Origin of the sequence: Bradyrhizobium sp. 27S5 (genome assembly GCF_037217225.1) — a bacterium.
Taxonomy (GTDB): domain Bacteria; phylum Pseudomonadota; class Alphaproteobacteria; order Rhizobiales; family Xanthobacteraceae; genus Bradyrhizobium; species Bradyrhizobium septentrionale.
Genome location: NZ_CP147714.1, coordinates 8,543,048 through 8,563,134, shown reverse-complemented (window position 1 = coordinate 8,563,134; position 20,087 = coordinate 8,543,048). Strand labels below are relative to the sequence as shown.

The 20,087-nt window shown below is 65.4% G+C and carries 18 protein-coding genes and 1 pseudogene; 13 read left to right on the top strand and 6 right to left on the bottom strand.

Features of this window, described 5'->3' with window-relative positions:
* Positions 1-61 precede the first annotated feature (61 nt).
* Positions 62-505, bottom strand: coding sequence for a MarR family winged helix-turn-helix transcriptional regulator (locus WDM24_RS40205; protein ID WP_016847408.1), 444 nt, complete (start codon positions 503-505; stop codon positions 62-64).
* A 178-nt stretch (positions 506-683) separates the two neighbouring features.
* Between WDM24_RS40205 and WDM24_RS40200 the strand changes: the two genes are divergently transcribed.
* From WDM24_RS40200 to WDM24_RS40160, 9 genes are all read left to right on the top strand, one after another.
* Positions 684-1,865 (top strand): substrate-binding domain-containing protein, encoded by a 1,182-nt coding sequence (locus tag WDM24_RS40200; protein WP_338829636.1) that lies wholly within the window; start codon positions 684-686, stop codon positions 1,863-1,865.
* Between the two features lie 89 nt (positions 1,866-1,954).
* A complete protein-coding gene (locus WDM24_RS40195) occupies positions 1,955-3,139 on the top strand; it encodes a substrate-binding domain-containing protein (protein WP_338829635.1) in 1,185 nt (394 codons plus the stop codon).
* A 160-nt stretch (positions 3,140-3,299) separates the two neighbouring features.
* A complete protein-coding gene (locus WDM24_RS40190; protein ID WP_338829634.1) occupies positions 3,300-4,814 on the top strand; it encodes an amidase in 1,515 nt (504 codons plus the stop codon).
* Between the two features lie 42 nt (positions 4,815-4,856).
* A complete protein-coding gene (locus WDM24_RS40185; protein WP_029079578.1) occupies positions 4,857-5,714 on the top strand; it encodes a branched-chain amino acid ABC transporter permease in 858 nt (285 codons plus the stop codon).
* Positions 5,715-5,718: 4 nt separating this feature from the next.
* Entirely contained in the window at positions 5,719-6,939 is a 1,221-nt protein-coding gene (locus tag WDM24_RS40180; protein WP_029079579.1) for a substrate-binding protein, read from the top strand.
* 7 nt (positions 6,940-6,946) lie between these two features.
* On the top strand, positions 6,947-8,065 hold the full coding sequence (locus WDM24_RS40175) for a branched-chain amino acid ABC transporter permease (RefSeq protein WP_338829633.1): 1,119 nt from the start codon (positions 6,947-6,949) through the stop codon (positions 8,063-8,065).
* Positions 8,052-8,786 (top strand): ABC transporter ATP-binding protein, encoded by a 735-nt coding sequence (locus WDM24_RS40170; protein ID WP_338829632.1) that lies wholly within the window; start codon positions 8,052-8,054, stop codon positions 8,784-8,786. Before WDM24_RS40175 ends, WDM24_RS40170 begins: the two co-directional genes overlap by 14 nt.
* Positions 8,779-9,480, top strand: coding sequence for an ABC transporter ATP-binding protein (locus tag WDM24_RS40165; RefSeq protein ID WP_338829631.1), 702 nt, complete (start codon positions 8,779-8,781; stop codon positions 9,478-9,480). Before WDM24_RS40170 ends, WDM24_RS40165 begins: the two co-directional genes overlap by 8 nt.
* Before the next feature lie 63 nt (positions 9,481-9,543).
* Positions 9,544-9,774 carry a hypothetical protein gene (locus tag WDM24_RS40160; RefSeq protein ID WP_166301603.1) on the top strand — a complete coding sequence of 77 codons (231 nt, stop codon included), beginning with the start codon at positions 9,544-9,546 and terminating at the stop codon, positions 9,772-9,774.
* A 39-nt stretch (positions 9,775-9,813) separates the two neighbouring features.
* On the opposite strand, the gene WDM24_RS40155 is transcribed toward WDM24_RS40160, so the two are convergent.
* The 3 genes from WDM24_RS40155 to WDM24_RS40145 form a co-directional block, all read right to left on the bottom strand.
* A complete protein-coding gene (locus tag WDM24_RS40155; RefSeq protein WP_338829630.1) occupies positions 9,814-10,209 on the bottom strand; it encodes a nuclear transport factor 2 family protein in 396 nt (131 codons plus the stop codon).
* A gap of 1,046 nt (positions 10,210-11,255) precedes the next feature.
* Positions 11,256-12,731, bottom strand: a complete 1,476-nt coding sequence (locus tag WDM24_RS40150; RefSeq protein WP_338829628.1) for a murein L,D-transpeptidase family protein — start codon at positions 12,729-12,731, stop codon at positions 11,256-11,258.
* A 230-nt stretch (positions 12,732-12,961) separates the two neighbouring features.
* A complete protein-coding gene (locus tag WDM24_RS40145) occupies positions 12,962-13,924 on the bottom strand; it encodes an acetyl-CoA carboxylase carboxyltransferase subunit alpha (RefSeq protein WP_029079586.1) in 963 nt (320 codons plus the stop codon).
* 354 nt (positions 13,925-14,278) lie between these two features.
* Here WDM24_RS40145 and WDM24_RS40140 point away from each other — a divergent pair, with 354 nt between their 5' ends.
* Entirely contained in the window at positions 14,279-15,313 is a 1,035-nt protein-coding gene (locus WDM24_RS40140; RefSeq protein ID WP_338826979.1) for an IS110 family transposase, read from the top strand.
* Between the two features lie 347 nt (positions 15,314-15,660).
* Here the strand turns inward: WDM24_RS40140 and xerD are convergent, their stop codons facing one another.
* Together xerD and WDM24_RS40130 are read right to left on the bottom strand one after the other, a co-directional pair.
* Entirely contained in the window at positions 15,661-16,566 is a 906-nt protein-coding gene (xerD, locus tag WDM24_RS40135) for a site-specific tyrosine recombinase XerD (protein ID WP_414645792.1), read from the bottom strand.
* Between the two features lie 119 nt (positions 16,567-16,685).
* Entirely contained in the window at positions 16,686-16,832 is a 147-nt protein-coding gene (locus WDM24_RS40130; protein ID WP_166301615.1) for a histidine kinase, read from the bottom strand.
* A gap of 144 nt (positions 16,833-16,976) precedes the next feature.
* On the opposite strand from WDM24_RS40130, the gene WDM24_RS40125 reads away from it, so the two are divergent.
* From WDM24_RS40125 to WDM24_RS40115, 3 genes and pseudogenes are all read left to right on the top strand, one after another.
* Entirely contained in the window at positions 16,977-17,609 is a 633-nt protein-coding gene (locus WDM24_RS40125; RefSeq protein ID WP_338829627.1) for a shikimate kinase, read from the top strand.
* Positions 17,606-18,747 (top strand): annotated as a pseudogene (aroB, locus tag WDM24_RS40120) (3-dehydroquinate synthase). Before WDM24_RS40125 ends, aroB begins: the two are co-directional and overlap by 4 nt.
* A gap of 16 nt (positions 18,748-18,763) precedes the next feature.
* Positions 18,764-20,071, top strand: a complete 1,308-nt coding sequence (locus tag WDM24_RS40115) for an HlyC/CorC family transporter (RefSeq protein ID WP_166301621.1) — start codon at positions 18,764-18,766, stop codon at positions 20,069-20,071.
* The last annotated feature ends 16 nt before the right edge of the window (positions 20,072-20,087 follow it).

Genomic DNA, 20,087 nt, shown 5'->3' with positions numbered 1-20,087 from the left:
CGGTCTTTTTTGAAGGTTCGAGAGCGGCACGCCAAGTCGGCGCGTCAAGCCCGGCGCGGCGTCAGTTGGCGCTGCCGATCAGGCTTTCCAGCAGGCGCTTGAGCTCGGTGGTCGACTTGTCGCCATAGCTCTCGACGATGTGCTCTTCCTGGCTCACCGCGAGCGAGTTCAGCCGGCGGCACAGCGCCTTGCCGCGGTCGGACACGAACATCAGCACCTTGCGGCGATCCTTGGGGTCCTGGACGCGATAGACCAGGGCGTCCGACACCATGCGGTCGATCATCTTGGTCAGCGTCGGATGGTTGAGCAGCACCGCGTCGGCAAGCTCGCCCATCGAGTGGCCGTTGCCATCGGACAGCACTTTAAGGATGCGCCACTGCTCGACCGGCACGCCTTCCTTGGCGAGCCGCGTCTCCAACTGCCGGTTGATCTCCCGGTTGGCCTGCGCCAGCAGGTAGGCGAGATGTTCGGTGATCGGGGAATTTTCTTTCGGCGGTTTAGCCACGGCGTGAGACCTGGTTCCTGACCCGGTGAATGAATGTCCGGCAACGCATGCCGTTTCTATATGCACTTCAATTGTTGAATATTCAATATTTTCCCCTAGAATATTCCCCCAACCAAGGGGCGGATGCCGCGACCGCCCGCTGGCTGCGTTGCGTACTGCTTCCCAGACAGGAGTTGGCGTGCTCTCGACGGTCTCTTTCCAGGCGTATGGCGGCATGCCCGTCGCGCCGCCGCACCTGTTTCGAAGCCCGTCATCCAGCGCGGCCGATCTTGCTTTGACCGTCCGGCCGGGCTCCTCGCGCCGGCGCGGTACCGACGGCAAGCTCCGGATCGGCAATTTCATAACCTTCTCGGGCGCGCCCGGAATCTGGGGCCCGATCTCGGCCAACAGCGTCATGCTGGCGATCGCCGAGATCAACAAGCGCGGCGGCATCCGCGGCCGCGAGGTCGAATTGTCGATGTACGACGCCGGCGGTCCGATCGAGGAGGTGGTGCGCCGCGCCGAGCGGGCGATCGCCTTCGACGAGATCGACGTGATCATGGGCTCGCATATCAGCGCGGTCCGCCTCGCGCTGCGCAAGGTCACACGCGGCCGTATCCCCTATGTCTACACGCCGGTCTATGAGGGCGGCGAGCGGACGCACGGCGTGATGGCGATCGGCGAGACGCCGCGCGCCGAAAGCCGGCCCGCAATCCACTGGCTCACCGAGGTCAAGAAGGCGCAGCGCTGGTACCTGATCGGCAGCGACTATGTCTGGCCCTGGCAGTCGCATCGCGCGGTGAAGCGTTACATCAAGGAAGCCGGCGGCCAGGTGGTCGGTGAGGAATTCGTTCCGCTCGGCGAGGACAATCACGAGCCGCATCTGGCGCGGATCCGCGCCGCCAGGCCCGATGTCGTGCTGATCACCCTGATCGGGACCGACAGCATCACCTTCAACCGCGCCTTTGCCGACGCCGGGCTCGCCGCCACCACGCTGCGCTATGCGGGCGCGATGGACGAGACTGTGATGCTCGGCATCGGCCCCGACGCGACCGAGAACCTGTTCTGCGCCTCCGGCTATTTCGGCTGCGTCGATTCGCGCGCCAATGACGACTTCCGGACCAGCTACCGTGCGATGTTCGGGGCGCACGCGCCGCCGATCGGCTCGGTCGGGCAGTCCAATTACGAGGGCATGCGCTTCCTCGAGGCGGCGGCCAGCCACGCCCGCTCGCTGTCGCTGGGGCCCTTGCTCGCTGCGGGGCGCAACGTCGTCTACAGCGGCGCACGCGGCACCGTCACCATTCGCGACGGCCGCGCCGAAATGCCGATCTATCTTGCCGAAGCCGACGGTCTCGACTTCAATGTGATCAAGACGATCTAGAATGGTACCGTCGCCGGTGAGGGCGATGCCGCGTCGCTGCGGCGGGCCGGTGCCAGACAGGAGCAGGTGTGCATTCGAGGCTCAACGTCATGGCAAGAACCTTGAATTACAGGGGTGGAGGCCTCCCGTTCCCGCCATCCCTGCTGTTCAGGAACCTGGCGTCGGGGGCGTCAGATCGCGTGTTTGCGCCAATGGATCGCGGTGGTTTCGGTCCGCGCGGTGCGCGGAACCGGCTGCGGATCGGCGGCTTCGTCTGCTGCACCGGCTCGCCCGGGATGTGGGGTCCAGCTGCCACCTCGATCGCGCAGCTTGCGGTCGCCGACATCAACCGGCGCGGCGGCATCCTCGGCCGCGAGATCGAGTTCTCGGTCTACGACGCCGGCGGGCCGCTCGACGACGTGCTCGACCGCGCCGAGCAGGCGATCGCGTCCGACGAAGTCGATCTCATCATGGGCTTGCACACCAGTGCGGTGCGCGTCGCGTTGCGCGACCTCATCACAAGCAGCCGGATCCCCTACATCTACACGCCGGTCTATGAAGGCGGCGAGCGGACGCCGGGCGTCATCGCGATCGGCGAGACGCCGCGCTGGCAGAGCCGGCCGTCGATCCACTGGCTGGCCGAGGCGAAGCGCGCCTCGCGCTGGTACCTGATCGGCAGCGATTATGTCTGGCCGTGGCAGTCGCATCGCGCGGTGAAGCGCTACATCAAGGAGACCGGCGGCGAGGTTGTCGGCGAGGAGTTCGTGCCGGTCGGCGAGGACAATCACGAGGCGCATCTGGCGCGCATCCGTGCGGCGAAGCCCGATGTGGTGCTGATCTCGCTGATCGGCACCGACAGCGTGACCTTCAACCGCGCCTTCGCCGATGCCGGGCTCGCCGCCACCACGTTGCGCTTTGCCACCTGTTTCGACGAAACGGCGCTGCTCGGCATCGGCGCCGACAAGACCGAGAACCTGTTCTGCGCCTCCGGCTATTTCCCCGGCGTCGGCTCGCAGGCCGGCGACGATTTCAGGGACCGCTATCGCGCGATGTTCGGTCCGTTCGCGCCGCCGGTCGGGTCGTGCAGCGAGTCCGCCTATGAAGGATTCTGCCTGCTCGAGGCGGCCGCCAGCCGCGCCGGCACGCTGGAGATGCGGCCGCTGCTCGCGGCAGCTGACAACCTCGTCTATCGCGGCCCGCGCGGGCCCGTGACGGTTCGCAGTGGCCATGCCAGGATGCCGATGTATCTTGCCGAAGCAGACGGCCTCGACTTCAGGGTGGTCAGGGCGATCTGAGGCGGGGTGCGGCAGCCTCGTCAGACAGTTTTGCGAAATAATACTTGAAAAGGAAAATATTTCCGTTTTGAATACAGCGACGGGGTGAGCAGTTCGCGTGCCAACGCGACGCTGCTGCCCTTGGATCAATTCCAAAGATCAAAAGCTTCAGGAGAGCGCCGTGACCGTCGTCCTTCCCACGCCAACGCAACTTCGTGCCGTCGCCGAGCAGTGTGGCCTGTCCCTGACCGATGAGGACGTGGCCTCGTTCCGCGGCCTGATGCAGGGCTCGATCGACGCCTACAACGTCGTGGCCGCGATGCCGGACGAACTGCCGGTGGTGAAATATCCGCGCACGCCGGGCTATCGCCCGAGCCCGGAGGAAAACCCGCGCAACGCCTGGTACCGCAAGTCGACCGTGAAGGGCGCGAGTTCCGGCAAGCTCAAGGGCAAGACGGTGGCGCTGAAGGACAATATCATGCTGGCCGGCGTGCCGATGACCAACGGTTCGTCGACGCTGGAAGGCTATATGCCCGATTTCGACGCCACCATCGTCACGCGCATGCTCGACGCCGGCGCCGAGATCGCCGGCAAGGTGCACTGCGAACATTTCTGCCTGTCCGGCGGCAGCCACACCGGCTCCTACGGGCCGGTGCACAATCCGCACAAGATGGGCTATTCGGCCGGCGGCTCGTCGTCGGGTTCCGGCGTCGTGGTCGCGCTCGGCGAGGTCGACATGGCGATCGGCGGCGACCAGGGCGGCTCGATCCGCATGCCGTCCTCGTTCTGCGGCACCTACGGTATGAAGCCGACCTGGGGCCTCGTGCCCTATACCGGCATCATGCCGATCGAGATCTACGTCGACCACACCGGCCCGATGACCGCGACTGTGGAAGACAATGCGCTGCTGCTGGAAGTGATCGCTGGCGACGACGGCTACGACCCGCGCATCAAGGCGCCGAAGGTCGAGCAATACACCAAGGCGCTCGGGGCCGGCGTCAAGGGCATGAAGATCGGCATCCTGAAGGAAGGCTTTGAGCAGCCGACCGCTGAGGCCGCGGTCAACGAAAGTGTCCGCGAGGCGGCCAAGCGCTTCAAGGATCTCGGCGCGTCGGTCGAGACCGTGTCGATCCCGATGCACATGGCCGGCGGCGCGATCTGGACTCCGATCGGCACCGAAGGCCTGACCCAGACCATGATGTTCGGCGACGGCTATGGCCTCAGCCGCTCCGACCTTTATTCGACCTCGCTGATGGATTTCCATCGCGGCTGGCGCCGTCAGGCGGATTCCCTGTCCGAGACCACGAAGCTGTTCATGATGCTCGGCACCTACATCAACAACAATTTCGGTCCGCGCTTCTACGGCAAGGCGCTCAACATCTCCCGCCGGCTGGCCGCGGCCTACGACAAGGCGTTCAAGGACTACGATCTGCTGCTGATGCCGACCACGCCGATGAAGGCGACGAAGTTGCCCGAGGCCAATGCCAGCCGCGAGGAATATGTCGCCCGCGCGCTCGAGATGATCTCCAACACCGCGCCGTTCGACATCACCCATCACCCGGCGATGTCGCTGCCCTGCGGCATGGTCGACGGGCTGCCGGTCGGCCTGATGCTGGTCGGCCGGATGTTCGAGGAGCAGACCATCTACCGCGCCGCGCACGCCTTCGAGCAGGCCGGCGACTGGAAGAAGATGTGAGGCACCGCTTGTCGCAGACGCACAGGGTACGGATCGGACGCCATGGCCACTAGCTTCGCCGCGGCGTTCGAGATCATCAGCTTCGGCGCGATCATCGTTCTGGTCGTGCTCGGGCTCGGCATCATCGCCAGCATGATGGGCATCTTCAACTTCGCGCAGGGCGAATTCGTCCTGCTCGGAGCCTATGTGACCTATCTGGCCTACGCCCACGGGGCGCCGGTCTGGGCCGGCATGATCGCCGCGCCCTTCGTGGTCGGTGCGCTCGGCTTCGTGCTGGAGGCGCTGATCATCCGGCGGTTCTATGCGGCGCCGATCGTGGCGATGCTTGGCACCTATGCGCTTGGTCTGATCATCCGCGAAAGCGTGCGCGGCCTGATCGGCGGCTTCTATCTCACGGTGCCGGAGCCGATCGGCGGTTCGATCGACCTCGGCTCGATCCACATCTCGGCCTGGCGCTTCACCATCATTGTGATCACGCTCCTGGTGATGGGTGGCTGCTATCTACTGCTGGCGCGCACCAGCTTCGGGCTGCGGGTCCGCGCCACGTTGGAGAACCCGGCGCTGGCGCGCGCCTCGGGCATCTCGACGCCCCTGATCTACGGCGCGACCTTCGCGTTCGGCGCGGCGCTGGCCGGGCTTGCCGGCGCGCTGATCGTGCCGGTGTTTAGCCTCTTTGCCGATCTCGGCATACGATTCCTGATCCAGGGTTTCGTCGCCGTGATGGTCGGCGGGGTCGGCTCCTTCATCGGTCCGGTCGCCGGCGCCGGTCTGATCGGCACGCTCAGCGCGGCGCTGCCATGGGTGATGTCGCCCGTCGTCGCCGACGTCCTCGTCTTCGTGCTCGCGATTGCCTTCATCAAATTCCGGCCGCAGGGCCTCATTGCTGGAAAAGGGGTTTAGACAGATGTCCATCGACCGCACCAATCTCACCCGCCGCCGCTTCATGAGCAACTTTGCCTTCGCGACCGGCGCGCTCGCAACCGGGGTCGGCAGCTGGGTGGTCAGGCCCGACTGGGCCAACGCCGCCGACGGCCCGATCAAGGTCGGCATCGCGACCGATTTGACCGGCCCGATCGCCTATGCCGGCAATGCCGACGCCAACGTCGCCAAGATGGTGATCAAGGAGATCAACGCCGGCGGCGGCCTGCTTGGCCGGCCGCTCGAGCTCTATATCGAGGACACCGCCTCGAACGAATCGGTCGCGGTCGGCAATGTCCGCAAGCTGATCCAGCGCGACAAGGTCGACATGGTGCTGGGCGGCATCACCTCGTCGATGCGCAACGCGATCAAGGACCCGATCGTGGCGCGCGGCAAGACGCTCTACATCTATCCGCAGCTCTACGAGGGCAAGGAGTGCACGCCCTATCTGTTCTGCACCGGGCCGACGCCGGCGCAGCAATGCGACGAGTTCATTCCCTGGCTGATCAAGAACGGCGGCAAGAAGTTCGCGCTGCCGAGCGCCAACTACGTCTGGCCGCACACGCTCAACGTCTACGCCCGCAAGGTGATCGAACAGAACGGCGGCGAGGTCGTGTTCGAGGAATACTACCCGCTCGACCAGGTCGACTTCTCGTCGACCGTCAACCGCATCGTCTCCAACAAGGTCGACGTCGTCTTCAACACCGTGATCCCGCCGGGCGTCGGCCCGTTCTTCAAGCAGCTCTATGAAGCCGGCTTCCTGAAGAATGGCGGGCGGCTCGCCTGCGTCTACTATGACGAGAACACGCTCAACATCAATCAGGCCAACGAGATCGAGGGGCTGGCGAGTTGCCTCGACTATTTCAAGGTGCTGACCAAGGACGATCCGTTCAACGCCAAGCTCCAGGCGGCCTATGATAAGGAGTTTCCCGGCAACATCCTGTTCGCCGCCGGCAGCGCCGCGACCGGAACCTATCGCGGCCTCAAGCTGTGGGAAGCGGCGGTCAAGGAAGCCGGCAAGGTCGACCGCGATTCGGTCGCGGCCGCCCTCGACCACGCCAAGATCGCCGAAGGGCCCGGCGGCCCCGCCGAGATGGTTCCCGGCAAGCGTCACTGCAAGATGAAAATGTACACGGCTGTTGCCAAAGGCGGGAACTATGAGATCGTGGCGCGCAGCAACGGTCTCGTTGATCCCAAGGAATGCTGAGCGATCGATGAGTAGAGCAAAGCAGGCCGTCGCACGCCTCGGCGAGGAGCCAGATGTCGTGACGGGCGAGGGTGCACCGGCCGCAGGCGCGCCGGCGGGACAGGCATCGGCAGGATGGAAGGTCCTGCCGATCGTGGAAGGGCTGGTGCTTTTGATCGCACTGGTCCTGCCGTGGGTGCTGCAGGATTATCTCACGGTGTTCGCCACCCGCGTGGTGATCCTCGCGCTGTTCGCGCTGTCGTTCGACCTGGTGTGGGGCTATGCCGGCATCATGAGCTTCGGCCAGGCGCTGTTCTTTGGTGCCGCCGGCTACGGCGTGGCGCTGATGGCGCGCGACCTCAACGTCACGTCGATCCTGCTGATCCTGCCGGCGGGCGCGCTGATCGGGCTCACCGCGTCGCTGCTGCTCGGCGGCTTCCTCCTGCTCGGACGCTATCCCTCGAGCGTGATCTTCGTCTCGCTCGGCACTCTGACCGGCTCCTATGCCGCGGACCGGCTGGCGCGCGGCTGGTACTATCTCGGCGGCCAGAACGGCATCCCGTCGATCCCGCCGCTCACACTCGGCAGCTACGAGTTCGAGGAGGGGCCAGTCTACTACTACATGGTGCTCGGCATCCTGGTCGTCGTCTACCTGCTCAGCCGCTTCCTGGTCCGTTCGCAATTCGGGCTGGCGCTGGCGGGCCTGCGCGAGAACGAGCAGCGCATCGCCTTCTTCGGCTACAAGGCGCAGCACCTGAAGGCGATCATCTTCGCGGTCGGCGGCACCATCGCCGGTCTGGCCGGCAGCCTCTATGCCTTCCACGAGGGGTTCGTCTGGCCCAACATGCTGGGCGTCGTGTTCTCGACCCAGGTCGTGCTTTACGTCTTGTTCGGTGGCTCCGGCACGCTGATCGGCGCCGTGATCGGCACCGTGATCATCGAGGGCGTCAGCTTCTGGCTGTCGGACAATTACCGCGACGTCTGGCCGATCATCCTCGGCGTGCTGCTACTGCTCGTGATCATGTTCCGTCCGCTCGGGCTGATCTCCTTCGTGCTCGGCGAGCGCGAGCGGGTCGGCAGTTTCGGCAAAGGGCCAAGCAAGGGACCAAACAAGGCGCCAAAGGAGACCGGCAATGCCGCTCCTTGAGGCGTCAGGCATCAGCAAGGTGTACGGCAAGCTCACCGCGCTGGACGGCGCAGGCTTGACCGTCGGCGAGAACGAGTTTCACGGCCTGATCGGCCCCAACGGCTCGGGCAAGAGCACGCTGATGAAATGCGTCGCCGGCGCCGAGGTGCCGACCACGGGCAAGGTCTCCTTCATCAACACCGACATCACCGCGTTCACGCCGACCGAGCGCGCCCGCGCCGGCATGAGCCTGAAATTCCAGATCACCTCGGTGCTGCCGACGCTGACGCTGTACGATAACATCCTGCTGGCGCTGCAGGCGCAGTCCTCGCTGTTCGATCTGGTGCTCTCGCGCACCCGCAAGAGCCTGCACGATCAGGTGATGACGATGCTGACCCAGTTCCGTCTCGCCGATCGCGCGCATGACGCGGCCGCGGCGCTGTCGCACGGCCAGCAGCAATGGCTCGAGATCGCGATGGCGCTCGCCGGCAAGCCGCGGCTGTTGCTGCTGGATGAGCCGACCGGCGGCATGAGCCTCGAGGAGCGCCGCGTCACCGGCGAGCTGTTGCAGCCGATCAAGCAGCATTGCTCGCTCGTCATCGTCGAACACGACCTCGATTTCATCCGCGACATCTGCGACCGCCTCACCGTGCTCGACCAGGGCAAGGTGCTGGCGTCGGGCACCGTCGCGGAAATCCAGGCCAACAAGAGCGTCCAGGAGATTTATCTTCGCCGTGCCTGACCAGTCCTTCCTCGATATCAGGCATCTCGATGCCGGTTATGGCCGCAGCCAGGTTCTGTTCGATGTCAACATCGGCATTCCCTGGCGTGGCGGCGTCGCGGTGCTCGGCCGCAACGGCGCCGGCAAGACCACGCTGATGAAGACCATCGTCGGCGAGCTCGCGAGCTCGCAGGGCGAATTGTTCTTCGACGGCCGCGACATCACGCGGCGCCGCACCGAGGAGCGGGTGCGCTCCGGCATCGGCTATGTGCCGCAGGAGCATTCGGTGTTCGCCCGCCTGTCGGTGCGCGACAACCTCGCGGTCGGCTCGCTGACCAATTCGGATGCCAGCGCGGTCGATCGCGTGCTCGCGATCTTCCCGAAGCTCGGCCAGCGGCTCGACCAGCCGGCCGGCACGCTGTCCGGCGGCGAGCGCAAGATGCTGGCGATCAGCCGCGCCATGCTCGGCAATCCAAAACTGCTGCTGCTGGACGAGCCGACCGAAGGCGTCTGGATCGGCGTGATCGAGGAGATCACCGAGCGGCTGATCGAACTCGCCAAGAGCATTTCGGTCGTGATCGTCGAGCAGCATCTCGACCTCGCGCTGCGCGTCGCCGATTATGCCTATGTGCTGGACCGCGGCCGCGTCGCGCTGCAGGGCGGGGCGGGCGAGGTGCGCAACGATCCGGAATTGCTGCGGTATCTGGCGCCGTAGAATCCGTGGTTCCACAGGAACGAACGGCTCCGGCTGCCGTTGGGCAGCGGGAGGAGTTCATCCATGCGTTATCTTTCGATCGTAATCCTTAGTGCTGTTGCCATGATGAGCAGCGGCGTCGCGCTGGCGCAGCATTCCGGCACCAAGGCGGAACAGAATGCGTGCTCGCGCGATGCGCAGCGCTTCTGCCGCAAGGACCTCGGCAATGACGGAGCCGTGCAAAACTGTCTGCAGATGAAGCGGGCCAGCTTGAGCTCCAGTTGCAAGAAGGTCTTTGAAAGCCACGGCATGTAGCGATCACCGGCCGGTGCGGTCGCAAATGTCCTTGCCAGGTTAGTGCGACGGTGTTCCGCCGACGTGCTCGACAAGGTGTGCGCGTGATGGCGACGGCTCAAACCGGTCGGCGAAATACTGCGTTTCGTGCACGACCTGGCCGTCGCGGAATTCCATGATGCTCACCGTATAGGACGGGATGCCGTCATAGGTCAGCACGAATTCGGTGACCCAGAGGTCACCGCCGCCGATCATGCGCTGGATCGTGAAGCGCTTCCTGTTCGGCTGCACCGTGCGGCTCTCCTGAATGTTGCGCCGGCCCCGGATCCGCTCGCCCGATTGCGGATAATCGAGCACTGCATCCTCGTGGTAGATCTCATGCTCGCGCGCGAAATCGCTCGCGTCCGACGCCTCCCAATGGCGCTGCAGCGCAGCCCGCACGGCTCGATCATCCATCGCTACCTCCCGGCTGTGCCTCGTGTGCCATTCACGATCGCCTCCGCGCGATAGGCAAGAGGAATGTGGTGGCGAGGGGCGGCGATGTTGCGGCTATGTGGCTCCTAGAATGCCAGTGAGGTGAGCACGCTTTTCGGGCTCCCTCTCCCCTTGCGGGAGAGGGTGGGGAGAGGGGTGGCCCCGGGGCGAGATGAGCGATGAGGGGGCGCGCTCGCAAAATGCGTTTGCTTATCGTCCTGACGAGTTCGGAGAGAGTCCGTCGTGTGGCACCCCTCTCCCTAGCCCTCCCCCGCAAGGGGGGAGGGAACCCTTCCGCCGGTGCTTCCCTGACGCGCCAATCACTGAGTTGCCCGACGGCGCAAGCCCTCGCCGCAAAAATATTTCTCTTTATCAGAAATTAAACTCGATGTATGGTCTGCCCGTCTCACCCGATCGAGGGGCGCTGCGCATCGTCACGGGTGTTGTGGTGAGATGCGGTGGACGCCGAGCGTGTGACTGACGAGAGCACGCGCAGCGGACGGTGAAGTCGTGTGGTCCTGACGCCCTAGCGGCAGGTGTCTCGTCGCAACACGCGAAGGCGTGATGCGAAGGCGGTGACAAGCAAGCCCAGTCTCGCCGGGGAGAGCACGAAATAAGCCGTAACCCATCGCGCAGGGAAAGCCGGAGTGTTTCCGGTTACACCTGTGGTCCTACCCCCGAGCTTTCTACCCATTGCTCGGGGCCCACGGGTGCGATCGGCACCCGGCTTTCCCTGCGCCCTCTGTTCAAGAGAGGGCGGAACGAAAAGCACGACTCGGACAAATCATGTCGCGAGAATGCGGATGTGTGAGCCATGTGTGAGCCACAAGTGGCGCAACAAATTCGGTGTCGTCCCCGCGCAGGCCGGGACCCATAGCCACCGAAGGTGATTGTTGCGACGCTGGGGCCACAGCTTTCCTCACCAACTCAATCCTGTGGTTATGGGTCCCGGCCTGCGCCGGGACGACACTGTCTTGTCTGGAAAGTTGATCGGTACCGACCGGCGTCGCGACGCAGTCGCGCCGCGCTTACTTCACCGCCGAGAAGCGGGTGTCGAACGAGTTCGACTGCACCACCGGCGCGGAGCCGGCGAGCTGGGTGCCGGTGGCTGCGGGGGCCGGCGCGGCTGCGGCAGTGTCGGTGACCGACGGTTTTGGCGCGGGCTTGGCGGCCTGCTTCGGCTCCGCCTTCGGTGCGACGCGAACCACCGATTGCGGCTTGGCCTCGGCGACCTTCGGCTTGGCCGGCGCGGCAGCGACTGCAGCCGGCGGCTTGGTCGCGGCTGCCGGGGTCGCATCAGCGGTGCCGCCGATCCCGACCTTACGGGCAAAGCTGGAGAAGAAGCCTTCGGACTTGTCGGACGCGTTGGCCGAAGCAACACGGGTGGTGGGCGATGGCGTGGTCGACGACGTCGTCGCCACGACCGGCTGTTCCTGCTGGACCGCCAGATTGGGCCGCGGCGGATTGACCGTGCCGGGGATCGTGCCGGGCGCGCGTGCCAGCGACATCGACTGCAGCGACTGGCTGTCGCCGCCTTCGGACAGACCGGTGTTTCCTTCCGGAATCTTCGAGGCGAAGATCGCGTTCATGCCGCCGTCGATGCCGGTGTTGAGGCGCGCCACCGGCGTGCCCTTGGAGACGAGCTTGGCGGTCTCGGCGGCGTCCTGCTGCTCCTTCTCGCGCACGGCGCTGGCGATCTCGTCGGGGATCACATAGGCCGGGCACTTCGCGGAGGCATCGAACACCGGATCTCGTGTCGCGTTCGGTGCCTTGACCGCGTCGAACACGTACTTCTTCTCGCAGAAGTCGACCTTCGGCTCGTGCTTCGTCACTTCGAAATGATCATAGCCTTCCTTGATCATCTTCCAGAAAGGCATGTTCGGATTGTTGCGGTGCTTGGCCATGTTCACCGGCGTCATCCGGAACGGGTAGGCCTGCAGCTGGAACGCCTTCTGGCCGCCGAAGAACGACTCGCGGCCGAGCGAATAGATTTCCGCGATCTGCTCGTCGGTCATCGCGTAGCAGCCGCGCGACGAACAGTCGCCATGCACCATCAGCTGCGAGCCGGTGCGGCCGAGCGCCTTGTCGAAGGCGTTGGGATAGCCGGTGTTGAACGACAGGTAATAGGCCGACTGCGGGTTCATCTGGCTCGGGTTGATCGAATAGAACCCCTCGGGCGCCTGGCGGTCGCCTTCGCGGACCTTCGGACCGAGATCGCCCGACCAGCGGCAGATCGGATAGGTCTTGAGCAGCGCCATACGGCCGGAGCGGTCCTGCTTCCAGACCTCGAGCTCGGCCTCCTGCTTGAACAGGCGGACCAGCATCGGCGACTGCAGATCCATGTCCTTCTCGACCATGGCGGCGAGGAGTTTTGGCGTGACCGGCTGGTTGGCCTTGGCGTTCTGCGCGAGCGAGATCTGGTCGCTGTCACAACCGGCGAGCAAGATACCCGCGGCGAGCACCGCCGAAGTCAGAAGCGCGCGTACGAGCGTGCGATGAGTCAAGTCCGAAGCTCCACACCCACCGGGCGTTATTCGCGACCCCAACACGGCGAATATGCCCTGAAGCCATTGTCTAAAATATTAGCCTTCGACACCCCCAGCTCGCAACCTGAACAGGGGCTGACGGCCCTCACGGTAGCAGGCATGGTTCAAGGAACGTTAAAGACCCTGCTCGGGGCCCAATTACGGCAAAATCAGGCGATTTGGACGAAAAATCCGGCGGTTTGGGCGCCTCAGCCGAGCTTGCGGCCGATATCGAGGAACTTCTGGCGCCGCTGTTTGCGAATCGCGTCCGGATCAAGATTTCGTAGGTCGTTGAGCGCCTGGGCGATGGCGTCGCCCGTGGTCGTGATCATCGCGGCGGGGTCGCGATGAGCGCCGCCCGAGGGCTCCCTCAGGATCTGGTCGATCACGCCGAAGCGCAGCATGTCCTGTGCGGTGATCTTCATGCTGTTGGCGGCTTCCTGCGCCTTGGTGCCGTCGCGCCACAGGATCGAGGATGCCGCCTCCGGCGAGATCACGCTGTAGATCGCGTGCTCCATCATCAACACGCGGTTCGCCGTGGTGATGGCGATGGCGCCGCCCGACATGCCTTCGCCGGTGACGATCGCGACATTGGGCACGCCGAGCGACAGGCAGGCGTCGGTCGAGCGCGCGATCGCCTCGGCCTGGCCCCGCTCCTCGGCGCCGATGCCGGGATAGGCGCCGGCGGAATCGACGATCGACAGCACCGGGATGCCGAAGCGGTCGGCCATCTCCATCAGGCGCACCGCCTTGCGGTAGCCTTCGGGGCGCGCCATGCCGAAATTGTGCTTGATGCGGCTGTCGGTGGTGGCGCCCTTCTCCTGGCCGACCACGCAGATGCTCTCGCCGCGGAAGCGGCCGAAGCCGCCGATCAGGGCCTCATCGTTGGCGAATTTGCGGTCGCCGGCCATCGGCGTGAATTCGGTGATCAGGCCGCCGATGAAATCGGTGAAGTGCGGCCGCTGCGGATGCCGCGCCACCAGCGTCTTCTGCCATGGCGTCAGGTTGGCATAGAGCTCGGTGAGCGCCTGCGCCGCCTTGTCCTCGATCCGTGCGACCTCGTCGCCGATGTCGCTGCCGCTTGCGGCAAGCGCGCGCAACTCGTCGATCTTGGATTCAAGCTCGGCGACAGGTTTTTCGAAGTCGAGATAGCTGCGCATCGGGTCGGGCATCAACTCAATATAGGGAGGAAGGGTGCGAGGGGCGAAGCGGTTTCGGCGTAGAGAAGAGAAGTTTTGTAACTTCAATCGGTTAACGCGCATCCGGGCAGAATGCACGCTTCGGGATCGCAGGCAGGTGACGCTCTTTCTGCGGAGATGCCGCCGAAGTCAAGACGGATCAGATGACGGTATCGATGTCTCCGGTCCATGTAGATGGGGTAACGGGCCGGCCGCCCGCTCGCTACGGCGCGATTTGGAAGCGCGCTCGCGAGCGGCCTGTTGGTTGGAAGGCGGTCGTCCCTCAAACTGATGGTGTCAATAAACGGAGTCGGGCAAGCCCGCTCCAAGCATCATTAAGGGACGACCATGTACCACTATGCAGGAATCGACGTGTCTTTGGAATGCTCGAGCGTCTGCCTTGTCGATGGGACAGGTAAGATTTTGCGCGAGGCGAGGGTTGCGAGTGAGCCGGAGGCCTTGATCACCTGGTTGCGGTCGCTGGGGTTGGTGCTGGAACGGATCGGGCTGGAGGCTGGTCCGCTGTCGCAATGGCTCTACGCAGCGATGCGGGATGCGGGCCTGGCAGTCGAACTGTTGGAGACGCGGCACGTCCGCGATGCCTTCAAGGCGATGCCGGTGAAGTCGGACCGCAACGATGCCCGCGGGATCGCGCAACTGATGCGGCTGGGCTGGTTCCGGCCGGTGCACTGCAAGTCGATCGAAGCGCAGGAGACGCGGGCGGTTCTGACGGCACGCAAGCTGCTGCAGTCCAAGCTGCGCGACATCGAGAACAGCCTGCGCGGCGTGCTCCGCGGCTTCGGTCTGAAGGTCGGCACGACCACCGAGCGCACGTTCGCCGAACGCATCCGGGAGCTCGTAGCGGGCCATCCCGGACTTGAGATCGTGGCACAGGCGCTGCTCGAAGCCCACGCCGTGCTGCGGCGCGAGTTCAATGGCCTGGATAAGCACACCCAAAAGCTCGCCAGGTCGCACCCTCAAGCCCGCCTCCTGATGACGACACCGTCCGTCGGCCCGATCGTGGCGCTTACCTACGCCGCGGCGGTCGACGACCCGAAGCGCTTCCGGTCCTCGAAGGCGACGGGAGCGCATTTTGGCCTCACCCCGAAGAAGTACCAATCGGGCGAAACCGACTATACCGGCCGCATCAGCAAGATTGGCGATGCCTCCGTGCGCGAGGCGCTCTATCAGGCGGCTCACGTCATGCTGACCAAGCCGGTCAGGAACTGCTCGGCGCTGAAAGGCTGGGCGATGCGGATCGCCCGGCGCGCAGGCCTGCGCAAGGCCAAGGTGGCGCTCGCACGCAAGCTCGCCGTCGTTCTGCATCGCATGCTCGCCGACGCCAAACCGTTCAACCCGATGGCCAAGGCCTCGGCAACCTAAGCAAGGAGCAGCAATCGGTTCTGGGCGGGCCACGACACCAGGCTCTCCCTGAGCGAGGTCCCTGCGCCGGGACGATGGATCCGGTCAGGCCGCCATCCGGGAAGTGGCTCACAACCACGCTTCCGTAGATTGGCCGGCCGGCTCCTCAATGCACCCCATCAGGCGACGGCCTTCGCGCCGATCCCGTACAGAAGCAAGTGCCCGGCGAGTGGATCACGCAAAAAGGGATTGACTTACAAAGGCCCGTTACAGAAGCCCGGATGAAGCGAAGCGCAATCCGGGACAAGTCGACCCGCGGGTGGAGCGTCCCCGGATTTCGCTTGCGCTGCATCCGGGCTACGGACGGCTTACGATTTCTCGGCCAGCGGATGCAGGTCGCGGACCAGGCTCTTCAGCCGCTCCTCGACCACATGGGTATAGATCTGGGTGGTCGAGATGTCGGTGTGGCCGAGCAGGGTCTGCACGATGCGCAGATCCGCGCCATTATGCAGCAAATGGCTGGCGAAGGCGTGGCGCAGCACGTGCGGGGAGACCAGCCGCGGCGCCAGTCCGGAGGCGGCGGCGAGCTCCTTGAGGTCGCGGGCAAAATGCTGCCGGGTCAGATGGCCGCTCTCACTGGAGGACGGAAACAGCCATTTCGACGGCGCGGCCTTCTTCGCCTTCGGCTGCATCACCTCGATCGCCGCGAGGTAGTCCGCCATCGCCTGGCGCGAGGCGTCGTTCAGCGGCACCAGCCGCTCCTTGTTGCCCTTGCCGCGCACCACGATCATCCGCGCATCGCGCCGCGCCGCGGAGACCGGCAGCGATACCAGCTCGGAGACGCGCAGGCCGGTGGCGTAGAGCACCTCGAGCAGGCAATAGAGCCGCAGCGCGCGCAGCCGCTGCGCCGGCGAGACGTCGGTCTGGGTCAGCTCCTTGGCGCGGGTCAGCATGCGGTCGACGTCGGCGATCGACAGCACCTTGGGCAGGCCGCGGCCGCGCTTCGGCCCGGACAGGATCGCGGCCGGATCGTCGCCGCGGACCCGCTCGTTGAGCAGGAAACGATAGAGATGCCGCATCGCCGACAGCCGCCGCGCCACGCTCGACGACTTGAAGCCCCTGGTATCGAGGTCGGCAAGGTAGCCGCGCAGCGCCTCGGTGTCGGCGCCGGTGAAATCGGTGCCGGCATGGGCGAGGTAGTCGGAGAAGTCGGTCAGGTCGCGCCGGTAGGCGTCGAGCGTGTTGGCGCCGGCGCCCTGTTCCGCGGCGAGCATGTCGAGGAACAACGCGGTCAGCTTGGCGTCGGAGGACTTCGGCTGAGCAGTCTTGGCCGGAGCCTGTGCGGGGGTCTTGGTGATCTTGGCGGAAGCGGGCATGCCAAGACTCATAGCGCCTATTTCTTGAGGAACTTATCCGGCGGGATGGTCACGGACATTTCCCGCGGCTTCGGGGTCACGAAATTCGCCAGCGCGAAGATGACGCCGTAGCCGATCCCGAAAATCACGGCGACGACCGTCAGGAAGCGGAACAGGCTGGGCATGGAGGCGACTCAGGGAGCGAATTAACCAATGAAATCATCCAACATGTTCCCCGCGCCGTTGCAAGAGTCGCTGGTAACGGTGTCGCCGGGGGTAGTATAGGTGGCTCGAATTCTGAACAATTCGTCCCGATATCCGAGCTTTTTATGTCCGACGCAGCCGTACCGGCGCCCACCCACCCGACCCTGGAGGCCGACATTGCGGCCGCGCTGGGGACGCGGTCGATCGTGCTGGTCGGCATGATGGGGGCCGGCAAGTCGACCATCGGACGGCGGGTGGCGGCGCGGCTCAAGCTGCCGTTCGCCGACGCCGACACCGAGATCGAGGCGGCGGCGAGGATGACGATCCCGGAGATCTTCGAGACCCATGGCGAGCCTTATTTCCGCGACGGCGAGGCGCGGGTGATCGCCCGCATCCTCGACAGCGGCCCGATCGTGCTTGCGACCGGCGGTGGCGCCTTCATGCGCGAGGAGACCCGCAACCGGATTCGCGACCGCGCGATCTCGATCTGGCTCAAGGCCGACAGTGATATCATCATGCGCCGGGTCCGCCGCCGCGCCGATCGTCCGCTGCTGCACACCGCCGATCCCGAGGCGACCGTCAACCGGCTGCTCAGCGAGCGCGAGCCGGTCTACCAAAACGCCGATCTGACGATTGCCTCGCGCGACGTGCCGCACGACCGCATCGTCGACGAATGCCTCGAGGCTCTGCATGCGCATCTGTGCGGCGTGCGCCCGGCCGACGAGCCACCATCTGATGGATTGAACGCGACCTCATGACTGCGCCCGTGAAACATTCCGCCTCCGTTACCGTCGACGTTGCGCTCGGTGACGCGCCTATGACATCGTCATCGGCCGCGACGTGCTGCAGTCGCTCGGCGAGCGCGTCGCGGCGCTGCGGCCCGGCGTGCGCACCGCCATCGTCACCGACCGCACCGTCGCGAAGCATTGGCTGGAGCCGACCGAAGCCTCGCTCAAAGCCGCAGGCGTGCCGACGTCGCGGATCGTCGTCGAGGAGGGCGAGAGTTCGAAGAGCTATGCCACCCTGACGCAGGTCAGCGAAGCGCTGGTCGCAGCGAAGATCGAGCGCAACGATCTGGTGATCGCGCTCGGCGGCGGCGTGGTCGGCGATCTCGCCGGCTTTGCGGCCGCGATCCTGCGCCGCGGCGTCGATTTCGTGCAGGTGCCGACCTCGCTGCTGGCGCAGGTCGATTCCTCCGTCGGCGGCAAGACCGGCATCAACTCGCCGCAGGGCAAGAACCTGATCGGCGCGTTCCACCAGCCGGTGCTGGTGATTGCCGACACGTCGGTGCTCGACACGCTGTCGCCGCGCCAGTTCCGCGCCGGCTACGCCGAGGTCGCGAAATACGGCATTCTCGGCGATGAGGCCTTCTTCGCCTGGCTCGAAAAGAACCACGCCGACATCGTCGCAGGCGGCGTCGGGCGCGAGCACGCGATCGCGACCTCCTGCCGCGCCAAGGCCGCCATCGTCTCCCGCGACGAGCGCGAGACAGGCGAGCGCGCGCTGCTCAATCTCGGCCACACCTTTGGCCACGCGCTGGAAGCCGCGACCGGCTTCTCCGACCGCCTGTTCCATGGCGAGGGCGTCTCGGTCGGCATGGTGCTTGCCGCTGAATTCTCGGCGCAGCTCGGCATGATTTCGTCCGACGATGCTACGCGTATCGCGCGTCATCTGTCCGCGGCAGGATTGCCGACGCGGCTGCAGGATATCGCAGGCTTCACGCAGGAAGGTCTTGCCGACGCCGACGCGCTGCTGGCGCTGATGGCGCAGGACAAGAAGGTCAAGCGCGGCAAGCTCACCTTCATCCTGCTGGAGGCCGTCGGCCGCGCCGTGATCGCCAACAATGTCGAGCCACAGCTGGTGCGCGACTTCCTGCAAGCCAAGCTGAAGGCCTAAACCACGGATCAAGCCAGTGGGCTGGTTAACCTTCTCGATCGTGCTGGTCTGTCTCTTCATCTCCGCGTTCTTCGCGGCGAGCGAGACGGCGCTGACCGGCGCCTCGCGCGCCAGCATGCTGCGGCTGTCGAAACAGGGCAACAGCGATGCCGGCGTGGTCTCGAAGCTGATCAACATGCGCGAGCGCATGATCGGCGCGCTGCTGCTCGGTAACAACATCGCCAATATCGGCGCCTCGGCGCTGGCGACCGGCGTGTTCACCGCCTGGTTCGGCGATGTCGGCGTGCTCTACGCCACCGCGGTCATGACCGTGATGGTCGTGGTGTTCGCCGAGGTGCTGCCCAAGACCATCGCGATCAACGCGCCCGACCGCATCTCGCTCCTGGTCGCGCGGCCGATGCGGCTGACGATCTTCGTGCTGGGGCCGCTGCTCACCATCATCGAGACCATCGTGCTGGCGCTGATGAAGCTGCTCGGCATCAAGGTCGGGACGCATCAGGCGGTGCTTTCGCCGACCGAACGCCTGCGCGGCGCGGTCGATCTGCTGCATCACGAAGGCAAGGTCGAGAAGCAGGACCGCGACATGCTCGGCGGCCTCCTGGATCTGAGCGAGCTGCAGGTCTCCGACGTGATGGTCCACCGCACCGAGATGACCATGGTCAACGCCGACCTGCCGCCCGAGGAGCTGGTGCGCGAGGTGCTGGCCAGCGAATACACCCGCATCCCGCTGTGGCGTGAGAAGCCGGAGAACATCGTCGGCGTGCTGCACGCCAAGGATCTGCTGCGCGCGATCCGCGCCAATGAGGGCGACATGTCGGCGATCGACGCCTCCGCGATCGCGCTGCCGCCGTGGTTCGTGCCGGAGATGCGCCCGGTCTCCGAGCAGCTGAAGGCGTTCCGCCGCCGCAAGACCCACTTCGCCCTCGTGGTCGACGAGTATGGCGAGGTCGAAGGCATGGTGACGCTGGAGGACATCCTGGAGGAGATCGTCGGCGACATCTCCGACGAGCACGACGTCGTTGTCGCCGGTGTCCGTGCGCAGCCGGACGGCTCGGTCGTGGTCGACGGCTCGGTGCCGATCCGCGATCTCAACCGCGCGATGGACTGGCGCCTGCCGGACGAGGAGGCGACCACGGTCGCCGGCCTCGTGATCCATGAGGCGCGCTCGATTCCCGATCGCGGCCAGAGCTTCACCTTCCACGGCTTCCGCTTCCGCGTGCTGCGCCGCGAGCGCAACCGCATCACGGCACTGCGCATCGTCGCGGTCCCGCGCGAGGCCGAGCACGACGAGAAGAAGCCGAAGCGGGCGGGGACGGCGTTTTAGTCCTGGTACCGCTAAC

What these genes read in the sequence shown, in the direction of transcription:
- WDM24_RS40195 (WP_338829635.1), top strand. Translation starts at nt 1,955, where the DNA reads ATGGCAAGAACCTTGAATTACAGGGGTGGAGGCCTCCCGTTCCCGCCA.
- WDM24_RS40185 (WP_029079578.1), top strand. Translation starts at nt 4,857, where the DNA reads ATGGCCACTAGCTTCGCCGCGGCGTTCGAGATCATCAGCTTCGGCGCG.
- WDM24_RS40180 (WP_029079579.1), top strand. Translation starts at nt 5,719, where the DNA reads ATGTCCATCGACCGCACCAATCTCACCCGCCGCCGCTTCATGAGCAAC.
- WDM24_RS40175 (WP_338829633.1), top strand. Translation starts at nt 6,947, where the DNA reads ATGAGTAGAGCAAAGCAGGCCGTCGCACGCCTCGGCGAGGAGCCAGAT.
- WDM24_RS40170 (WP_338829632.1), top strand. Translation starts at nt 8,052, where the DNA reads ATGCCGCTCCTTGAGGCGTCAGGCATCAGCAAGGTGTACGGCAAGCTC.
- WDM24_RS40160 (WP_166301603.1), top strand. Translation starts at nt 9,544, where the DNA reads ATGCGTTATCTTTCGATCGTAATCCTTAGTGCTGTTGCCATGATGAGC.
- WDM24_RS40155 (WP_338829630.1), bottom strand. Translation starts at nt 10,209, where the DNA reads ATGGATGATCGAGCCGTGCGGGCTGCGCTGCAGCGCCATTGGGAGGCG.
- WDM24_RS40145 (WP_029079586.1), bottom strand. Translation starts at nt 13,924, where the DNA reads ATGCCCGACCCGATGCGCAGCTATCTCGACTTCGAAAAACCTGTCGCC.
- WDM24_RS40140 (WP_338826979.1), top strand. Translation starts at nt 14,279, where the DNA reads ATGTACCACTATGCAGGAATCGACGTGTCTTTGGAATGCTCGAGCGTC.
- xerD (WP_414645792.1), bottom strand. Translation starts at nt 16,566, where the DNA reads ATGCTCGCCGCGGAACAGGGCGCCGGCGCCAACACGCTCGACGCCTAC.
- WDM24_RS40130 (WP_166301615.1), bottom strand. Translation starts at nt 16,832, where the DNA reads ATGCCCAGCCTGTTCCGCTTCCTGACGGTCGTCGCCGTGATTTTCGGG.
- WDM24_RS40125 (WP_338829627.1), top strand. Translation starts at nt 16,977, where the DNA reads ATGTCCGACGCAGCCGTACCGGCGCCCACCCACCCGACCCTGGAGGCC.